Origin of the sequence: Amycolatopsis sp. NPDC057786, assembly GCF_042797905.1 — a bacterium.
Lineage (GTDB): Bacteria > Actinomycetota > Actinomycetes > Mycobacteriales > Pseudonocardiaceae > Amycolatopsis.
Genome location: NZ_JBHVKW010000004.1, coordinates 75966 through 94823 on the forward strand (window position 1 = coordinate 75966; position 18858 = coordinate 94823).

Consider the following 18858-nt stretch of genomic DNA (forward strand, 5'->3'; position numbering starts at 1 on the left):
AATGCTCCTTCGCGTTCGGGTACCGGACCCCATCATGGACTTCCCGCCGGGCCGATGCCCGGCGGTAACGACGGAGAGACGCCCGCGACAACCCGGCAACCCTGTGCGGGCATGGAGCGTCCTAAGCTGGACTAGGGGAAAAACTGCCGGAAACGGCCTCGACGAGCGAGGGGAGCAGGGTCCATGGGACTAGCGAGCGCGCTGCTTTCGTTCGCGCACAGCCTGTTCGGACCAGGGATCTGGCCTGGGGACTGGGTGTGGGCGACGAGCACCGCGGGAGCGCTGGTCGCGCTGCTGCCCGCACTGGGAGCGATGGTCGTCGCGATCATCCGCAAAGGCACCGGCAACCGCTACGACGTGGTGACCCTGTCCATCTTCGGCGGGATCGGCGTCGTCGCCGTCTTCCTGCTGCCGTGGCTGCTGGCCACCGGGGTTTCGCAGACCTACCAGGAGGCCGCGTCCAAATCGGGCGGTAAGTCCGGCTTCTCCGGCAGTGACCTGGCGACCTTCAACGCCGACTACAGCCCGCTGATCGGGAAGCAGAGCGAGTACCTCGGCCGCGGCCAGAACGTGTACGAGGTCCTGTTCTACCCGAACGGGATGCAGCTCAGTTACATCTTCTACCTGATCCTGCTGGTCGGGCTGCCGGCGCTGTCGCTGCTGTTCGTGATGCTGCAGGCGCGCACCGCCTTCCGTCGCGGCCCGAAGTGGCCTTCGCGGTTCTTCTGGATCCCGTTCGTGCTGATGGTGCTGGCGAGCGTCGGCATGGGCGCGAACACGGCCGTGCACTTCTGGCTCGGGTTCCTGCCGTTCAGCGTGCTGGGCCTGATCCCGGTCGCGCTCGTCGGCCCGCCGCCGTGGTCGGTGATCAACCGGCCCGACCCGCAGCCCCGGCAGAAGATCGAGCCGTACCGCCCGGAGCCGCCCGCCCCGAAGCCGCAGCCGCAGCTGCCGCCCCCTCCCGTCAAGCAGTACCCGGCGACCGCGCTGGCACAGGCTCCCGAACCGCCCGCCCTGGCCGCGGTCCCCGGCCCGATCCCGGCGCCCCCGGGTTCCCGCAACTCCGGTGGTAGCCGCTACAAGCGCGTCCGCCGGCTCGGCCACGGTGGCTTCGGCACCGTGTGGGAAGCGATCGACACGCAGCTCAACCGCACGGTCGCGCTGAAGATCGCGCACGCGCCGGACCGGGACACCGAAGAGCGCATGCAGCGCGAGGCCAGGGCGCTGGCCGTGGTGAACCACCCCAACTGCGTGAAGGTGTACGACCTCGTCGAGGAGCCCGACGGGCTCGCGCTGGTCATGGAGTACCTCGAAGGGCGCTCGCTGGCCGAGATCGTCGACTCTCAGGGCCCGCTCGACGACATCGCCGCCGGACGGCTCTGGTCGACCATGGCGGGCGCGCTCGCCGCGGCGCACGAGAAGGGTGTGCTGCACCGGGACCTCAAGCCTTCGAACATCATCCTCGACCGCAACGGGCTCGCCCACCTCATCGACTTCGGCATCGCCCGCAGCCAGGGCGACTCGAAGATGACCGCGACCGGGATGATGATCGGCACGCCGGACTTCGTCGCTCCCGAGCAGGCGATGGGCTCACCGGCCAGCCCGGCTTCGGACGCCTGGCAGCTCGCCGCGACGGTCAGCTACGCGCTCTCGGGCCAGCCTCCGCGCGGCACCCGGGAGACCCCGATGGCCGCGCTGATGGCCGCCGCCCGCGCCGAACCGGTGTCGAAGCTGCCGAACCGCAGCGCGCACGCGCGGATCCTCATCGCGTCGCTCGACCAGGAGCCCCGCCGTCGTCCGACGCTCACCGCCGTGCGGCGCGACGTCGAAGGCTGGCTCGCTCGCGCGGGCAAATCGCCGGACGGCCCGGTGACGCAGATCGTGCCGCGTCGCCCTCCGCAGTCGCAACCGCAGCCCCACCAGCAGCCGCAACCCCAGCGCCACCCGCGCTGACCTGCGGAAAGAGAGCAAGGGACCTTTGCTGTCGCGGCGGAGGGTGTGGGGAAATAGAGACGTTGAGTGTCTCTATTTCCCCACACCCCGTACTCCGCGTAGCGATGCGTACCGACCGTGTGGGTTTCGGGACATCTGACGTCCCGAAACCCACACGGTCGCCTGCGCAACGACAGCAAAGGTCCCTTGCTCTCTCTCAGTCGATGACGACCCAGGTCCCGCCGCGCCAGGCCATGGTGAACGTCTTGGGCTGGGCGGCCATCATGGCGATCTGCGGGCTGATCGCTCCCGGCGGCACGAGGACCTTGTCCGGCCCCTTGCTCTGTAGTTTCGCCCGGTCGACGCGGGTGGCCTTCAGTTTCTTGACGTCGTCGGCCGAGAGCATCCCGAATTGCATCGGGGTGAGGCTGCGGCATTCCTTCATGCCGCCGTCGAACGCCGGTGCGGTGATCCGGCAAACGGTGTCGAGGTCCTTGTCGCCCAAAGCGTGGTGATACTCCTCCATCACGCTCGCGGCCCCGTCCGGCGTGTGCGCCACCGCGCCGCCGGTGGCGGGTTTGGTCACCTCGGAGGCGATCGCCGAAGGCTTTGACGAACTGGGTGGTGCGGTGCTGCTGGCCGGTGCCTCCGAGGTGCTCGGAATGGCCGAAGACTGCGGCGCCGCGGTCCCCGGCGTCTGTTCCTCGCACCCCGCGATGAAGAACAACGCCGCGGCCGCGCAAGCTGCTCCGAGCGGTCGGATCGTCATGATGCCCCCTGTACGGCTGCTGTTGACCAGCGAAGAGTAACAACTCGGAGGAAAGTGTCACACTTGAATCGGGAAATCAGGATTCGCCCCTGATCAGATCGAGCATCGACACGGACAAGATGAGCTGAGCGGAGACGCAGGTCCGCGGCATCGCTTCCTTCTTCTTGCCCACGAAGTCGACCTGCACGACCTGTCCGTTGCCCAACTGGACACTCAGGGCGCAGGACTCCGCGGTCTGCTCGAACCTGGCCTTCACCGTGCCGAACTGGCCGTTCCGCACCTCCGCGCCCGCTTTCGGTGGCACGGCTTCGAGGCCGCCCGTGCCGGTCGTGTACATCCCGACGGCCTTCGCGTACTGGACTTCGTGAGTGCAGGTCGGCCCCAGCGGCCCTTCGCCTTTCTGAGCGCCTTCGCGGCCCGCGTTGACTCCTGCGTAGTTCGTGTGAGTGAACTTGACGACTTCGCAGATATCTGCGTTCTTCAGCGCGTCGGCGGCCGGTTCCTGAACGGTGCCCGGCGCCGGTTTGCCGCCGGCGAGCGGGACGAACTTCTTCAGCACCACTTCGGCGACCTTCTTCGCCAGCTCGCAGTGCTCGGCGCGAGTACCTGCTTCGTCGCTGTCGACGTCGTAGGCGTCGACAGCGATCGAGGCGTAGGCGCGGATGTCCATGTTGACCGAGCAGAACGTCACCGGTTCCGGGTCGAAGGCGTAGGTCCGGCCCTTGATCCCGGCGATCTCGACCGGCTCCATCAACGCCGAGTCCTGCGTGATCCAGCTGTACGGGCCGTAGGCGTGCACCTGTGCGCCCTTGTTGTTCGGGAACTCGAACTGGCAGCCGCTGAGCACCCCCTTGGTGCTCACGAGGCCCAGCGGCTGGAGGTCCGGCTTGATCGACTCGAGCCAGTCGCAGCCCGGTTCGCCGCGTTCGGCGGGCAGGGCCAGTGGTTGGTCGAGCACCTGATCGCTGAAACCCGACCCGTCGGCGGGCGGCTCGTACCGCGGGTACTTCGCGTCGCTCGCGCCCGGCGCCGAGCCCTCGCGGAAAGCCTTCCCCTCGATGGCGCTGGAACACCCGGTGAGCAGCAGGGCAACGGCCACGAGATACGGCCAACGAGACATGACGACCCCCCGAAATCCTCGATTCGGACGGGAGTCTAAGTCGCTTCCGCGCGTCTCGCCGGAGCTTGGCTCAACCGGTCGTGGTCACTTCCAGGAAGGAAGCCACAGTTCGGCGTTCCAGTGATCGTTGGTGATCGCGTTGCCGTTGAGAATCGGCCACAACCAGGCGAAATTGGCCACGACGAGACCCACATAGAGGGCCACGACGAGCAAGCCGGTGCCCCGTCGTTCGAAACCGCGTTTCGCGCTGCCGAGGATTTGCCCGAGGATCAACGTCAGCCCGAGTACCAGGAACGGCGCCAGCGGAGTCGCGTAGAAGTAGTACATCTGGCGGTCGAGGTTGGTGAACCACGGCAGGAACCCGGCGAGGTAACCGACGAGCACGGCGGCGTAGCGCCAGTCCGCGCGGAAGACCGATCGCCACACGCTCCAGCCGAGCATCGGCAGGGCCAGCCACCACATGGCGGGCGTGCCGATCAGCATCGTCGCCCGCACGCAGGTCGACTCGCCGCAGCCGGTCGCGTCGGTGCCGCCCGCGTACGCGTAGAGCATCGGCCGCAGGCCCATCGGCCAGGTCCACGGCTTCGACTCCCACGGATGCGGTTTGTCCTTGGGCGTCACCAGGTTCGCGTGGAAGTCGAGGACGTTCATCGTGTAGTCGCCGAGCGACCGCAACGCTGGTGGCATCCAGGCCCAGAAACCGGGATCGATGTCCTTGATCGCCACGTAGTTGCGGTCGGTCGCGGTCTCGCTCGCGAACCAGGCCCAGTAGCAGGCGAGATACACCAGGACCGGGATGACGACGATCGCCCACAGCGCGGGCAGCACGTCGCGGCGCAGCGAGCCGACCCAAGGCCGCTGCACCCCGGCGGCCCGGCGCGCGGCGACGTCGAAGAAAACGGTGAGCAGGCCGAACGCAGCGATGTAGTAGAGCGCCGACCATTTGACGCCGAAGGTCAGCCCGATCATCAGGCCGCCGGCGAACCGCCACCACCGGAAACCCAGCTTCGGGCCGAACCGCGACTCGTCGATCCAGCCTTCACGGACGGCCACGGCGAGCCGCTGCCGCACCTGGTCGCGGTCGCACAGCACGCAGGCGAACGCGGCGAGGACGAACAACGCGATGAAGATGTCGAGCATCCCCATACGGGACTGCAGGTGCAGGACGCCGTCGCTGATCACCAGGATCCCCGCGACCGCGCCGAGCAGCGTCGAGCGGGTGAGGCGCCGGGCGATCCGGATGATGAGGAACACGATCAGCGTGCCCGCCAGCGCGGGCATGATCCGCCAGCCCCAGGCGTTGTAGCCGAACAGCCATTCGCCGATCGCGATCAGATGTTTCGCCAGCGGCGGGTGGACGATCAGTTCGTAGCCGTAGTTGTCCTCGTACCCGCCGTTGCGCAGCATCTGCCACGCCTGAGGGACGTAGTGCTTCTCGTCGAAGACGGGCGTGCCCTTGTCCGTGGGCGTTCCCAGGTTCTGGATCCGGACGATGCCGCCGATGAGCGTCAGCACCAGTGTGACGATCCAGCCGCGCAGGCGATCGGTCGGCATGCCGCGGCCGAGGAGGGTGGCCTCCCGGTCACTCGGTGGCCTGAGCGCGTCGACCGGATCCGGCCGCACGCTCTCGTTGTCCCGGGTCAGCAGTGCGGTCACGGGGCATGATCCTACGGGCGGAAGAGTGAACTCGGTGTCCGGATCTGCGAACCGGTTAACCTTCGGGAATGACCGAAGGACGCCTCGTGCTGGCAGCCACCCCGCTCGGAGACGTCCGTGACGCTTCGCCGCGCCTGTCCGAAGCCCTCGCGACCGCGGACGTGATCGCCGCCGAAGACACCCGGCGCCTGCGCTCCCTCACCGCGGCTCTCGACGTCTCGCCGGTCGGGCGCGTCGTCAGCTTCTACGAAGACGTCGAAACGGCTCGTCTGCCGAAACTGCTCGAATCACTCCAGTCGGGCGAAACGGTGGTCTTGGTGACCGACGCCGGTATGCCGAGTGTTTCGGATCCCGGGTTCCGCCTGGTGGCGGCCTGCGTCGAGGCGGACGTGCCGGTGACCTGCCTGCCCGGCCCGTCGGCGGTGACCACGGCACTGGCGCTGTCCGGCCTGCCTTGCGACCGTTTCTGTTTCGAAGGGTTCGCTCCGCGCAAGCCCGGTGAACGCGCGAAATGGCTCGGTTCGTTGAAGGACGAGCCCCGGACGGCCGTGTTCTTCGAATCCCCGCACCGTCTCGCGAGCACGCTCGCCGACGCCGCCGAGGTCCTGGGACCCGACCGTCGTGCCGCCGTCTGCCGCGAACTGACCAAAACGTATGAAGAGGTCAAACGCGGCACCTTGCCGGAGTTGGCGGCCTGGGCGGCCGACGGGGTCAAGGGCGAGATCACCGTCGTCCTCGCGGCCGCGCCGCCGCGTTCGGTGAGCGTCGGAGATCTGGTCTCGGAGGTCGCGTCGCGTGTCTCGGCAGGTGAACGCCTGAAGTCCGCCGCCGCCGAGGTCGCCGAGGCAGCGGGAGTGTCGAAGAAAGAGCTGTACGACGCCGTGCTCGCGTCCCGCAAGAGCTAGGACAGCAAGGCCGTCACGGCCGCGTGCGCCTTCGCGGCATCAGGCTCCGCGCCGGTGATGACGTCCGTGTAGATGAAGGACTCGCCGATCCGCACCAGCAGATAGGCCAGGTCCTCGACCGGCAGCGGCGGGGTGAGCCGCCCGGCCGTGACCTCCTCGGCGAGGAACTCGCGCATTTTCGCGATCGCCCGGCTCTGCACCACGCTGGCCTTCGTCGTCAGGATCCGCAGTGCCCGCTCGGGCTCGTTGCGCAGGAACTGCCGGAACGGTTTCGAGCCGTTCACGGTCCGGACGAAGGTGCCGACGAGGTCCGCGATCCCTTCCGCGCCTCGGCCGAGCTTGCCGGAAGCGCGCGCTTCGAAGACCTCGACGGTCATCGACCACAGGATCTCGCCGAGCAGCTGATCCCGGCCGCCGACCCACCGGTGCAGGGTGGCCCGACTGATCCCCAGCTCAGCCGCGAGGTCGCCCATGTCCACCCGGCGCCCCGCCAGAAACCGGGCACGCGCGACCGTGAACGCGCCCAGGGCGTCCGGGCGCGGCGAGGTCAGCTGGCGTTCGAGTGCTGTTTCGATGGGCGAAACATATCACGGCATGTCTCACCGATGAGACATATGCAAGAATGTCTCATCCCGACGAGGAGGATGCGGATGCGCGCAGTACAGGTGACCGAGTTCGGCGGACCCGAGGTGCTCAACCTCGTCGATCTCCCCGATCCCGTCCCGGGCCCAGGCCAGAGGCTGGTCGAGGTCGACCGGATCGGTATCAACTACGCCGACACGCACCAGGCCGAGAACTCGTACCTCGCCCCGAGCAAGCTCCCGCTCGTCCCCGGCGGCGAGATCGTCGGCCGCGCCGCGGACGGCAAGCGTGTCGTCGCGCTGCTCAACGGTGGCGGCGGCTACGCCGAGCGAGCGGTGGCCGACGACGTCACCAGCTTCGAGGTACCCGACGGCGTCGACGACCTGACCGCGCTTTCCTTCATCGTCCAGGGCACCACCGCCTCACTTCTGCTGCGCAAGAACGCCCACCTCGAACCCGGCGAATCCGTCGTCGTGCACGCGGCCGCGGGCGGGGTCGGCTCCATCGCCGTCCAGCTGGCGAAAGCCTGGGGAGCGGGCCGGGTCATCGCGACCGCCAGCAGCGACGAGAAGCGTGCCCTCGCCCTCGAACTCGGCGCCGATGTCGCCATCGATTCGCGCGCCGAGAACATGACGGACGCCCTTCGTGAGGCGAACGGCGGCAAGCGCGTCGACATCGTGCTCGACATGACCGGTGGCACGGTCACGGACCAGAGCATCGCAGCTCTCGCGCCGTTCGGCCGCCTCGCGTTCTACGGCATGGCCAGCCGTCAGAACCCGAAGCCGATCGAAGCCCGCAACCTTCTCGGGCACAGCACCACCGTTTCCGGGATGTGGCTGCCGCACGCCTTCAAGCTTCCCGGAAACGTCTTCGGGCGCACGCTCGACGAGCTTTTCGAGCTGGCTCTCGCCGGGCGGGTCCGCGCCATCGCCGGCGGCGAGTACGCGCTGTCCGACGCGCGCGTCGCCCACGAGGCCCTGCGCTCGCGCGGCACGATGGGCAAGCTCCTGCTGGATCCCACCAAGTAGTTCAGCCGAGCAGGCGCTCCAGCGGAGCGGATTTGTGCAGGCATTCCTGCCATTCCGCTTCGCTGTCGGAGTCGGCGGTGATCCCGCCGCCGACCCCCAGTGTGATCGTGCCTTCGTGGATTTCGAAAGTTCTGATCGCGACGTTCAGTTCCAACCCGGCGATCGGCGAAGCGAGTCCGATCGCGCCTGTGTAGACGCCACGCGCGGCAGGTTCCAGTTCGGCGATCAGATCCAGCGCGCGGATCTTCGGTGCGCCCGTGACCGAGCCCGGCGGGAAGGTGGCCGCCAGCAGGGCGGCGTCGTCGACGCCGTCGGCGAGGCAACCCTCCACAGTGGACTCCAGATGCCAGACCCCCGGCGCGGGCCGGACCGCGAGCAGTTCGGGAACCCGTACGGTGCCGGTTGCGCATACCCGTCCGAGATCGTTGCGGACGAGATCGGTGATCATCACGTTCTCGGCGACGTCCTTGGTGGATTCCCGCAGTCGCCGCGCGAGATGCGCGTCGGCGGCGTTCCGCCGCGGCAGCGTGCCCTTGATCGGCGTCGACCGGACGTGCCGCCCGTGCCTGGCAAGGAAAAGCTCGGGAGAGAACGACACGACCGAGCCCCAGTCGCCGCTGAGGAACGCCGCCCGCCGTGCTCCCAGGCGACGCGCGCCCTCGGCGAACAACGCGATCGGGTCGCCGGTGAACTTCCCGGTGAAGCGAGCGCAGATATTCGCCTGGAAAAGCTCGCCGGCTTCGATCGCGTGCACACAGGCTTTGACCGCGTCGTAGTGCTCCGAGGGAAGCGGGCGCGACAACGGGCCGGAACTCCAAGCCGTCGCTTCGGGAACCTCGGCAAGGGCGGATTCCACCGCGGCCACTTCGCCGACCGGATCCGGAGCGCCGTCGGGAACCAGGGCTTCGAACCACCAAGAACCGTCCGCGTCCAGCCGCAGCACTCTGTCGACCCAGCCCCAGGCAGCCGGAGGGAGCGCGCCGGAACGGCCAGAGGGATCGGTCAAGTCATAACCCAGGTAACCGAACCAGCCGCCCCCGACCGCGCCGGGTGCCGCGTCGAGAACGTCAGGCAGCCGCGTAGGGATCGCGAAGGCTTCCGCCACGTCCCGGACAGGAGTCAAGGGGGCGTTGAGCGCGATGACCGCGCGCGACGAGAACCACTCTCCGCACAGCGCGGCGGGCGGTGCGAGCCCGAGCCTTTCGGCGCGTACCCCGAGGACCGCCAGCGCCCGTTCGGGCCCGACGTCGCTCCGCAACCTCCGGCGCATCAACCGCACGCGACATTGTCGCCGCCCGGATGGCCGGAAAGGCAACCCGCGTCGGCCGGAAAGTGAGATCCGCGACCACGCGGTGACAACCCGCACATCCGTCGTCACGCAGGGGGCACTACAGAAGCACATCCGTGAGCTTGAACGGGTAGACCACGGTGTCCTGCGCGATCGGTCCGTCCACACCGGGCAGCCCGGTACCGAAACCGTGCTGATGCAGGCCCAAACGCGAGTGGAACCAGCCCGGCCTTCCCGGGATTTCGTTGTGCCTGACCAGCCACAAAACCACTTCGCTGTCCGCCCACTTGTCCGGGTGCAAGCGGTCCGTCCAGCAGTCGAGCCCCGCGTACACCAGCACGCGTTCGACGCGCGCCGCGTTCCGGACGTGCTTGATCCACGCCTTGATGAAACGGTCATCGACGCTCGGCGCCTCCACCTCGAGCGCGGGCGCGAGCGAACCGGGCGAGAAGGCTCCGAGCGCGCTCGCCGTCCGCACGAAGTGGTCGGCCTGGTCGTGGACGGCGCCAGGACGCGCGTAGTGCCGTGCGCCGGTATGGATACCGGCGTGCTGCGCGCCGGTCAGATTGCGTTCCGCCGCGGCGTCGCGCCAGTTGGTGTTTTCGGTGACGGTGACCGAAGCGAACCGGATGTCGGCGCCACGCACCGCCGCCCAGTCCGTCACCGTCTCGCGGTGGGACAGGGTGACGCCGTGCTCACCTTCCGGATCGATCGAACTCACCTGCCTCGAATTTCGCCCCAGTACGACCGAAAGGTCACCCTACGTCCGCGGAGCGGCCGCAAGGTGACCTTTCGGTTCAGCGTGTCTCAGGCGTTTTCCCGTTGAAAGGTCCGTGAGCCCCACCAGATGGCCAGAACGGCCATGACCAGCACCACGACGCTCCCGGTGAACAAGGCGTCCATCGAGAAGTCGCCGCGGAAACTGTTCCGCTCGACATCCACCACGTGCCGGAACGGATTGATGCGGGAAAGCGTGTACAGCCACTCCGGCGCCGAGCCCGCGGTGATCGGGATCAGGATTCCGGAAAGCAGCAACAGCGGCAGGAGAACCGCGTTGAGCAAAGCCGGGAAGGTGTCTTCGCTCTTGAGGGTCAACGCCAGTGCGTACGAGCACGACGCCAACGTGATCGACAGCAGGAAGACGATCACCAGGCTGAGCAGGACGCCGCCGAACGGCGCGTTCAGATCGAACACCAGATATGCCAGCGCGATGATGAGCAAGGCCTGCACGACGGTCTGCAGCGCGTTGGCGAGCACCTTGCCCAGCAACAACGCCACCCGGCTCACCGGGGTGACCCGCATCCGCTCTACTACGCCCGAGTGGTACTCCGCGAGGAGCCCGAACCCGACGAAAGAGCTGCCGAACAGCGCGAGCTGCGCGATGATCGCCGGAGTGAAGATCATCCAGCCGTCCACATCGGACAGGCCTTGCGCGTTGAGCGACTTCACCAGAAGCGGCCCGAAGAAGAACAAGTAGAGCAGCGGCTGCATGATGCCGATGGCCAGCCATGTCGGGTTGCGCAATGCCGCGAGCATCTCGCGACGGAAGATCAACCAGGTGTCATGCAACACGCGTGGCCTCCTTCTCCGCGTCGACGTCGACCGCCTCGTTCTCTTCGGCGTCGCGCAGGCTCCTGCCCGTCAGGGCCAGGAAGACGTCGTCGAGTGTCGGACGGTGCACCTGCATGGACGCCATCGCGATGCCACGGGTGTCCAGCGCCCGAAGCAGTTCGGGCATCGCGGTGTCGCCGCGTGGCACCCGGAACCGCACGGTGCCGTCTGTGACGGTCAGCTCGTGTGCTCCGTCGAGACGGCCCGCGACCTCCGCGGTCTCGGCCGCCGATTCCGGTGAGACCCCGATGACGACGCCGTCACCGGAAACCCTCGCCTTCAACGAGTCCGGTGTGCCTTCGGCGACGATCCGCCCGTCGTCGATGACGATCAGCCGGTCCGAGAGCGCGTCGGCCTCGTCGAGGTAGTGCGTGGTCAGAAAGACCGTGACACCCTGCTCGTCGCGCAGCCTCCGGATGTGGTCCCAGAGGTTCGCCCGGCTCTGCGGGTCGAGTCCTGTCGACGGTTCGTCGAGGAAGACGAGACCGGGCGAGTGGATCAGCCCGAGCGCGATGTCGAGACGGCGGCGTTGTCCGCCCGACAGGGTCGCGGTCGTCCGCTGGTCGAGACCGGCAAGATCCAGTTGTTCGGAGAGGACGGCCCCGCGTGCGAGCGCGTCCGCCTTGCTCATCCGGTACAGCCGACCCTGGAATTCGATCTCCTCGATGACCTTGCTCGCCGGCGCGGTGCCGCCACCCTGGGCGACGTAGCCGATTCGCCGACGCACCCCCAGCGGGTCGGCGAGCAGGTCGCGGCCGCCGACCGTCGCCTCACCGGCGGTGGGCTTGAGCAGCGTCGTCAGCATGCGCAGGGTCGTGGTCTTCCCTGCGCCGTTGGGCCCGAGGAAGCCGACCAGTTCCCCGGCCGACACGTCGAGATCGACGCCCTTGACGGCGTGGACCTCACCCCCATTGCGGCCCTTGCGGCGGAAACGCCGCTCAAGGCCGCGTGCCTTGATCATGTCTACTCCTTTCAGGCGTTCAGCTAGTCAAGTTTGACTAGTGGCAGGACGCACTGTGCCCCAGGAGTCGTTCCGTAGTCAAATTTGATTACTTGGGCGGCGCGCCGAACACGGCCTCGTGGTCGCCTTCGCCCGCCATCACGTACTCGCCGGCTTCGAGACGGCCGATCAAATCCCGCATCCACGTCACGTTCGCTTCCGCGTGCGCGCTCCATAGGCGGTACAGCTCGCTCACGTGCGGCGGTTTCCCCAGATCGACGGCGTGCTCACGGGCGTAGTGGGTCGATTGAGCGTGCGCTTCCATGTTCGCCAGCTGCTGCTTCAGCAGGGCCAGTACCTGCGCACGGGGAAGGGTCGGCATGAACGTGACCGCCGCCGATAGCGAGTACCCGGTGGCGTCGTCGCTCGACAACGCCCTGCCGAGTTGCACGACGAACTCGGTCTCGCCGTCTTCGGTCAGCCGGTAGGCGACCCGATCGGGCCCGCCGCCAGGTTCGACGTCCTCGACCTGTTCCAGCAGGCCTTCGGTGGTCATCTTCTTCAGCGCGTGATAGATCGAACCCGGCTGGACATTGCCCCATTTGTCGGCCGCCCACGAGAGAAGCTCGCGCCGGACCTGGTAGCCGTGTGCCTTCCCGTACATGCGCACGACACCCAGCACCAGCAGACGCGTGGCGGACACCGAGGCCTCCGATCCTCTCCCGGACAACAATGCCTTAGACGACGTCCGTAGGCTAAACAAGCATGAGCACCCCAGTGTTGACTGCGGTGGCCTGGCCCTACGCCAACGGCCCCCGCCACATCGGCCACGTGTCCGGATTCGGCGTCCCGTCCGACGTCTTCTCCCGCTACCAGCGAATGGCCGGCAACCGGGTGCTCATGGTGTCCGGTACCGACGAACACGGCACCCCGATCACCGTCCAGGCCGACAAAGAAGGCATGACCTCCCAGCAGACGGCCGACAAGTACACCCGTCAGATCGGCCAGGACCTGCAAGGGCTCGGCCTCACCTACGACCTGTTCACCCGCACCACCACAGGCAACCACGCCGAGGTCACGCAGCAGATCTTCCTCGCGCTGCACCGCAACGGCTATGTCGTCCCCAAGACGACCCGTGGCGCGATCAGCCCCTCGACCGGCCGCACCCTGCCCGACCGGTACATCGAAGGCACGTGCCCGATCTGCGGTTACGACGGCGCCCGCGGCGACCAGTGCGACAACTGCGGCAACCAGCTCGACGCCGCCGAGCTGATCAACCCGAAGTCCCGGATCAACGGTGAAACGCCGAAGTTCGTCGAAACCGAGCACTACTTCCTCGACCTGACGGCGTTCGTCGACACGCTGGGCAAGTGGCTGTCCAGCAAGACCGACTGGCGTCCGAACGTCCTCAACTTCACGAAGAACCTGATCGACGACATGCGGCCGCGGCCGATCACCCGCGACCTCGACTGGGGCGTGAAGATCCCGCTGGACGGCTGGCGCGACCAGCCGCTCAAGCGTTTCTACGTCTGGTTCGACGCGGTCATCGGCTACTTCTCGGCGAGCGTCGAGTGGGCGCGGCGCACCGGCAACCCGGACGCCTGGCAGGAGTGGTGGAACAACCCGGACGCCCGCTCCTACTACTTCATGGGCAAGGACAACATCACCTTCCACGCCCAGATCTGGCCCGCTCTGCTGTTCGGCCACAACGGCGAGGGTGATCGAGGCGGCGTCGCGGGCAGGTACGGCAAGCTGCACCTGCCCGACGAGATCGTTTCCAGCGAGTTCCTCACCATGAGCGGCTCGAAGTTCTCGACCTCGCGCGGCACGGTCATCTACGTCCACGACTTCCTTCGCGATTTCGGCCCGGACACGCTGCGGTACTTCATCTCGGTCGCGGGACCCGAGACCCAGGACACCGACTTCACCTGGGACGAATTCGTCCGCCGGACCAACTTCGAGCTGGCCAACGAGTGGGGCAACCTCGTCAACCGGTCCATCTCGATGGCTCACAAGAATGTCGGAGCCATTCCTCGTCCCGATGCCCCCACGGCCGCCGACGAGGAGCTCAAGGAGCTCTCCCGCAAGGCGTTCGACACCGCCGGTGCCCACTTACAGCGGTCACGGTTCAAGGCCGCGGCGAGCGAGGCCATGCGCGTCGTCACCGCCGCGAACCGGTACCTGTCGGACCAGGAGCCCTGGAAGCTCAAGGACGACCCCGCCCGGCGCGACAGTGTTCTGCACACCGCGCTTCAGGTCGTCTCTGACGCCAACACGCTGCTGACCCCCTTCCTGCCTCACTCGGCGCAGAAGGTGCACGAGGCGCTCGGCGGCACCGGCGTTTGGGCGGCCCAGCCCGAGCTTCAGGAAGTCGAGGACCTCGACATCCCCGGCCGGATCAACCCCATCATCACCGGGGACTACAAGGCCGAGCAGGCGCGCTGGAAGTCCGTGCCGATCGAGGTCGGCAAGCCGCTGGAGAAGCCGACCCCGCTGTTCGCCAAGCTGGACCCGGAACTCGGCGAGACCGGTCCCGAATGGGCGCCGATCTCGAAATGACCGACTGATGGGTGCGGAGAAGAAGGAACTGCCGCCGATCCCGGACAGGTTGCCGGTATCGGTGGTGGACGCGCATACCCACCTCGACGCGTGCGGCGCGGTCACCGCGGCTGACGTGACAGCCATGGTCGACCGCGCCGAACGCGCCGGTGTTTCGCGGGTGATCACCGTCGCGGACGATCTCGCGGCCGCCCGGTGGGCCGCGGAAGCGTCCACTTGGGACCCACGGGTCTGGGCCGCCGTCGCGATCCATCCCACGCGCACCAAGGATTTCGGCGAACCCGAGAAATCCGAAGTGGAGAGTCTCGCCAGAGAGTCCAGAGTGGTCGCGGTCGGCGAGACCGGCCTCGACTACTACTGGGACTACTCGCCCCACGACGCCCAGCAGGACGCCTTCCGGTGGCATATCGATCTCGCCAAGCGGATCGGCAAACCGCTGATGATCCACGATCGGGACGCCCACGACGACGTCCTCCGGATCCTCGAGGAAGAGGGAGCGCCCGAGCAGGTCGTCTTCCACTGCTTCTCCGGAGACGGGCACATCGCGCGCCGCTGCGTCGACGCGGGATACGTGCTTTCGTTCGCCGGCACGGTCAGCTTCCGTAACGCCCGCGGGCTCCACGAGGCGGCGCGGATCGTTCCGGCGGACCAGTACCTAGTCGAAACGGACGCGCCGTTCTTGACCCCGCATCCGTTCCGTGGGCGACCGAACGAGCCCTACTGCGCCGCCTACACGGTCCGGCACCTCGCGTCGCTCAGGGGCGAGGCGGTACACGAGGTGGCCGAATCGGTCCGAAAGACCGCTGAACGGGTCTTCGGATTGCCGACAGTCACCACCGCTTGAACGGATTGCGACATTAGTGATCAGCAATGGTCCACTCTGATGAGTGACCAACGTCACGACACTCCGGGCGGTGTTTGCGCAACCCGGCGAGGTTCGTTACTGTCCCGTGATCGTGCCGGTCGGTACCCGTTCATGCGGTTTCCGGCTGATACGCCCACAGTCACGTCAGTGCACGTCGGGGAAGCGGAACCAGGAGAGGTACGGCCTGGAACCGTGACGATGGCGCTGGCTGCGGGTGTCGGACTTCTAGAGGTGTGCGAAGCGCGCATCGAGACGAAGGACGTAGTGGAGTGGTTGTCGAGCTCCTCGACGTCTTGGGAAAGGGAACGACCCAGTGACTGGTAGCAGTAGGCAGGATGGCTCGCGCCTCGGCGCAGAGACGAACACCTTCGCTTCCGCCGGTTCGGTTGCCGTGCTCGACCGCGACACTCAGTACGGCGAGCTGGACTACTCCGACGATCCGCGTATCACGCACCAGGACGTCCTGGCCGCGCTCGGCCCCGACGCCGACACCCTGATGGCCGAGATCAACGTCGACGTCGACGAGCTGATCCGCCTCATCAGCGCCGAGACCACCATGCTCCCGCCGATCGTCATCCCGGACGAGCTGGCCGAGGACCGCACCGCGGGCGCGCCGATGAAGGCCGCGACCAAGGACGAGGTCATCTCGAGCGCGACCCGCGTCTGGAAGAAGCGTTTCCTCAAGGGAACCGTCATGGCGGTGCTGCTCACCCTCGGCGGTGGCGGCGCGGCCGCGATGGCGATGAACAAGAGTGTCACGCTCGACGTCGACGGCAAGCAGCAGACCGTCCACAGCTTCGGCGACACCGTCGGCGAGGTCCTCGAAGACGCCGGCCTCTCGGTCGGCGCGCACGACTCGCTCTCGCCCTCGCCTCAGGCCGAGGTGGGCGACGGCGGCGTCATCAAGCTGGAGCGCGGTCGCAAGCTCAACCTGATCGTCGACGGCGCACCGCAGCAGGAGTCCTGGGTCCGCGCGACCAACCTCGGCGACGCGCTGAACCAGCTCGGTCGAGCCGACCTCGCCAAGGCCGGCACCTGGACCTCGCTCCCGCAGAATGGCGAGCTGCCACTCGAAGGTGCCACCGTCGAGGTCAAGACTCTCAAGAACGTCACCGTCTATGACGGCGCGAACGAACCGCGCAAGGTTCAGACCAACTCGGTCACCACCAAGGAATTCCTCGGTGAGCTCCGGATGACCCTCGGCCCGGACGACGAGGCCGTCGGCGGTCTCGACGTCAAGCTGGTCGACGGCGCCGAGGTCCACATCAGCCGGACCGGCGTCACCATGGTCAAGCAGAACGAGACGATCGCGCCGCCCGAGCAGAAGGTCGACGACCCGAACCTCGAAAAGGGCAAGACCAAGGTCGAGGACCCGGGTACCCCCGGCGAGAAGACCGTGACCTACAAGGTCACCAAGCGCAACGGCAAAGAGGTCGGCCGCGAGAAGGTCTCGGAGGAGGTCCTCACCGAGGCCAAGCCCAAGATCGTCAAGGTCGGTACTAAGAAGCCCGCCGATCCGGTCATCGGAGACGCCGGCGCCTGGGACCGCATCGCGCAGTGCGAGTCGACCGGCAACTGGTCCGCCAACACCGGCAACGGCTACTACGGCGGCCTGCAGTTCAACAAGAGCACCTGGGACGCCTACGGTGGCGACCAGTACGCCGCGTACCCGCACCAGGCCAGCAAGGCCCAGCAGATCGCTGTCGCCGAGAAGGTCCGCGAGGACCGTGGCGGTTACGGCGCTTGGCCGCACTGTGGCAAGAAGGCCTGACGCCAGATCATTCTCCTTTCCTGAAGGTCGCCGTGCGGGTTCGCCCGCAAGGCGGCCTTCAGGCCGTTAGGGGCTTCGGAGGCTGAGTCGGGTTCCCGGCTCTCGGTCTCGAGAGCCTCGCCCACCAGCGCGCAGGCCGTATGTGGGCCACGTTCCTGGACGGTTCTCGCGCACCACCACCGCGAGGCGGGCTTTGGCGGCCCTGAGGCGGCGCCTGGGCGGGCCTGGGACGGTTTACGGGCTCCTCGGCGGGTTCGGCGGCCTGAGGCTGCTTGGCGACCTTCTCTGAGCTCGTCCGGGGCAAGGGGATGTCCGGGCCGGTTTCCGCGAGCTCGACTATCTCCGTGAACGCGTCACCACGCCTTCCGGCAGGCGAACGATCGTCGGCTTCTCCATCGGGGACCGGATAGGCCCGCGGCACCAGGAGCGCGTTCAGGCGGGCGCCTGTCTCGGCATCGAGGTCGCCGCGCATATCCCAACGGCCGGTTCGTTTCTGGCGTAACCAGAACTCGCTCCGCCGCCTTTGCGGAGCGGGGTCGTCTTTGGGTTTTCCATCCGGGTCCAGTTGTGCGAGCAGTTCTGTGCCCGCCACCGTGACGTCGCGCGGTCTCGCGACGCGGGCGAGCTCGACCAAGCCCTCCTCGGCCTCGAGGCGTGCGCTCGCGGTGACGTGCTCGGGCAGCCGCTTCATGACCGTGACGATCCGGTCGATGCTGGCCTCGGCAAGCGCGCCGGTGGTGGCCGCGGTACCGGTCAGGGGCGCGACGGGGTCGATCGACGTGCCGTCGCGCGCCCGTCTCGAATTGAGCGCCAGCGCTCTGCCGGTCACTCTCTGGGCCTCTGCCCGAGGCACCCGGGCCACATGTTCGTAGAAGACGGCGATCGAGTTGTGTCCGTAGAGCTCACGGACACCACGTGACTCGATCTCGGCCAGGATCTGGCCGACTTCGGCGACAAGACGTCGCCCTTCGCGTAGCCGCGTCTGCAACTCGTCGAGGAGCAGTTCGGCGTCACCTTCCGGCAGGTTGAGCGGGAAGGCCTTGGGAATGTTTGTGCTGGTCATCCCTCGATTGTCGAGGCAGATTCGAACGAATGCACGGTATCGATCGGGTGGATGATCATCACGCTCCGGCGGCGCGAACCTGCGCCGATCACACTTGAGTGGGATGCGTGTCGCTTCGGAAAGCCGTACGGATGGTTGGGGCGGGATCAGGCCGGCCCCTTCCCCTGGTGATGCATCCGGTCCCACTCCTCGCGGAGTACCCCGTAGACGACGGCGTCGTGGACGCCGCCGGACCAGCGGCGGGCGCGCCGGAACCGGCCTTCCTCGATGAAGCCAAGCCGTCGCCCGACGGCGATCATTCCCGGGTTACCCGAGAACGTGGCGAAGTCCAGGCGGAGTGCGTCGGTGCGGGAGAACAAGTAGGTCGTCCACATGCGCAAGGCCTCGGTGCCGAACCCGCCGCCCCAATACCGCTCGTCGTAGATGACCAGCCCCATCCGCCGCCAGTCGGTCTGTCTGCTTTCCCAGTACCAGCTGACCCGGCCGATCAGTCTTCCGTCCCTCAGATCGCACACGGCGAGGCTGGTACGAGGATCGGGCGGATCGGACTTGATCGTGGTGAGTTCGCGCGCCGTGGATTCGGCGGCGGCCATGGTCGGGGTGCCGAAGTAGGGCCCGTTCGTTTCGTGCCAAGGCCGCGCGGGATCGAGTAGGTAGAGGAGAGGCTCGAGGTCTGACGGGCGCCAGTCGCGCAGCCGGACTTTTTCTCCATCGAGTACGACGTCGTCCACCGGCCAATCGTGGCTTATCGGACCTGGTTACGATCGTC

The 18858-nt window shown here is 67.4% G+C and carries 18 protein-coding genes; 7 read left to right on the plus strand and 11 right to left on the minus strand.

Translation table 11 applies throughout. The features are described 5' to 3' along the window. Positions 1 to 183: 183 nt before the first annotated feature. Positions 184 to 1953 carry a serine/threonine-protein kinase gene (locus tag ACFVM3_RS04465; protein ID WP_378435492.1) on the plus strand — a complete coding sequence of 590 codons (1770 nt, stop codon included), beginning with the start codon at positions 184 to 186 and terminating at the stop codon, positions 1951 to 1953. A 196-nt stretch (positions 1954 to 2149) separates the two neighbouring features. Here ACFVM3_RS04465 and ACFVM3_RS04470 read toward each other — a convergent pair whose 3' ends face one another. Next, positions 2150 to 2518: a hypothetical protein gene (locus ACFVM3_RS04470; protein ID WP_378435494.1), complete on the minus strand. Its 369-nt coding sequence runs from the start codon at positions 2516 to 2518 to the stop codon at positions 2150 to 2152. Here ACFVM3_RS04470 and ACFVM3_RS04475 point away from each other — a divergent pair. Beyond that, a complete protein-coding gene (locus ACFVM3_RS04475; RefSeq protein WP_378435496.1) occupies positions 2502 to 2741 on the plus strand; it encodes a hypothetical protein in 240 nt (79 codons plus the stop codon). The two genes, ACFVM3_RS04470 and ACFVM3_RS04475, sit on opposite strands and share 17 nt — an antisense overlap. A gap of 36 nt (positions 2742 to 2777) precedes the next feature. On the opposite strand, the gene ACFVM3_RS04480 is transcribed toward ACFVM3_RS04475, so the two are convergent. Beyond that, positions 2778 to 3821, minus strand: coding sequence for a hypothetical protein (locus ACFVM3_RS04480; protein ID WP_378435498.1), 1044 nt, complete (start codon positions 3819 to 3821; stop codon positions 2778 to 2780). A gap of 84 nt (positions 3822 to 3905) precedes the next feature. Next, positions 3906 to 5477, minus strand: coding sequence for a dolichyl-phosphate-mannose--protein mannosyltransferase (locus tag ACFVM3_RS04485; RefSeq protein ID WP_378435500.1), 1572 nt, complete (start codon positions 5475 to 5477; stop codon positions 3906 to 3908). Between the two features lie 68 nt (positions 5478 to 5545). Between ACFVM3_RS04485 and rsmI the strand changes: the two genes are divergently transcribed. Further along, the gene (rsmI, locus tag ACFVM3_RS04490) at positions 5546 to 6382 is read left to right on the plus strand and encodes a 16S rRNA (cytidine(1402)-2'-O)-methyltransferase (RefSeq protein WP_378435502.1); all 837 of its coding nucleotides are present in this window, start codon (positions 5546 to 5548) and stop codon (positions 6380 to 6382) included. Here the strand turns inward: rsmI and ACFVM3_RS04495 are convergent. Continuing rightward, positions 6379 to 6933 (minus strand): QsdR family transcriptional regulator, encoded by a 555-nt coding sequence (locus ACFVM3_RS04495; RefSeq protein WP_378435718.1) that lies wholly within the window; start codon positions 6931 to 6933, stop codon positions 6379 to 6381. The genes rsmI and ACFVM3_RS04495 overlap by 4 nt on opposite strands. A gap of 99 nt (positions 6934 to 7032) precedes the next feature. Between ACFVM3_RS04495 and ACFVM3_RS04500 the strand changes: the two genes are divergently transcribed. Beyond that, positions 7033 to 7992 (plus strand): zinc-binding alcohol dehydrogenase family protein, encoded by a 960-nt coding sequence (locus ACFVM3_RS04500; RefSeq protein WP_378435504.1) that lies wholly within the window; start codon positions 7033 to 7035, stop codon positions 7990 to 7992. Position 7993: 1 nt separating this feature from the next. Here the strand turns inward: ACFVM3_RS04500 and ACFVM3_RS04505 are convergent, their stop codons facing one another. The 5 genes from ACFVM3_RS04505 to ACFVM3_RS04525 all read right to left on the minus strand — a co-directional run bounded on the left by ACFVM3_RS04505 (position 7994) and on the right by ACFVM3_RS04525 (position 12534). Continuing rightward, entirely contained in the window at positions 7994 to 9271 is a 1278-nt protein-coding gene (locus tag ACFVM3_RS04505) for an aminodeoxychorismate synthase component I (protein ID WP_378435506.1), read from the minus strand. A 109-nt stretch (positions 9272 to 9380) separates the two neighbouring features. Beyond that, positions 9381 to 10001, minus strand: a complete 621-nt coding sequence (locus ACFVM3_RS04510) for a glycoside hydrolase family 25 protein (RefSeq protein ID WP_378435508.1) — start codon at positions 9999 to 10001, stop codon at positions 9381 to 9383. 86 nt (positions 10002 to 10087) lie between these two features. Then, positions 10088 to 10852 carry an ABC transporter permease gene (locus tag ACFVM3_RS04515; protein WP_378435509.1) on the minus strand — a complete coding sequence of 255 codons (765 nt, stop codon included), beginning with the start codon at positions 10850 to 10852 and terminating at the stop codon, positions 10088 to 10090. Beyond that, positions 10842 to 11852 carry an ATP-binding cassette domain-containing protein gene (locus ACFVM3_RS04520; RefSeq protein ID WP_378435511.1) on the minus strand — a complete coding sequence of 337 codons (1011 nt, stop codon included), beginning with the start codon at positions 11850 to 11852 and terminating at the stop codon, positions 10842 to 10844. Before ACFVM3_RS04520 ends, ACFVM3_RS04515 begins: the two co-directional genes overlap by 11 nt. An 88-nt stretch (positions 11853 to 11940) precedes the next feature. Then, positions 11941 to 12534, minus strand: coding sequence for a PadR family transcriptional regulator (locus ACFVM3_RS04525; RefSeq protein ID WP_378435513.1), 594 nt, complete (start codon positions 12532 to 12534; stop codon positions 11941 to 11943). 62 nt (positions 12535 to 12596) lie between these two features. On the opposite strand from ACFVM3_RS04525, the gene metG reads away from it, so the two are divergent. From metG to ACFVM3_RS04540, 3 genes are all read left to right on the plus strand, one after another. Continuing rightward, the gene (gene metG, locus ACFVM3_RS04530; RefSeq protein ID WP_378435515.1) at positions 12597 to 14390 is read left to right on the plus strand and encodes a methionine--tRNA ligase; all 1794 of its coding nucleotides are present in this window, start codon (positions 12597 to 12599) and stop codon (positions 14388 to 14390) included. Positions 14391 to 14397: 7 nt separating this feature from the next. Then, entirely contained in the window at positions 14398 to 15234 is an 837-nt protein-coding gene (locus ACFVM3_RS04535) for a TatD family hydrolase (RefSeq protein ID WP_378435517.1), read from the plus strand. A gap of 412 nt (positions 15235 to 15646) precedes the next feature. Beyond that, positions 15647 to 17026, plus strand: coding sequence for a transglycosylase family protein (locus ACFVM3_RS04540; protein WP_378435720.1), 1380 nt, complete (start codon positions 15647 to 15649; stop codon positions 17024 to 17026). 58 nt (positions 17027 to 17084) lie between these two features. Here ACFVM3_RS04540 and ACFVM3_RS04545 read toward each other — a convergent pair whose 3' ends face one another. After that, on the minus strand, positions 17085 to 18089 hold the full coding sequence (locus ACFVM3_RS04545) for a DUF222 domain-containing protein (protein ID WP_378435519.1): 1005 nt from the start codon (positions 18087 to 18089) through the stop codon (positions 17085 to 17087). A 146-nt stretch (positions 18090 to 18235) separates the two neighbouring features. Continuing rightward, positions 18236 to 18820 carry a GNAT family N-acetyltransferase gene (locus ACFVM3_RS04550; protein WP_378435521.1) on the minus strand — a complete coding sequence of 195 codons (585 nt, stop codon included), beginning with the start codon at positions 18818 to 18820 and terminating at the stop codon, positions 18236 to 18238. Between the last annotated feature and the right edge of the window lie 38 nt (positions 18821 to 18858).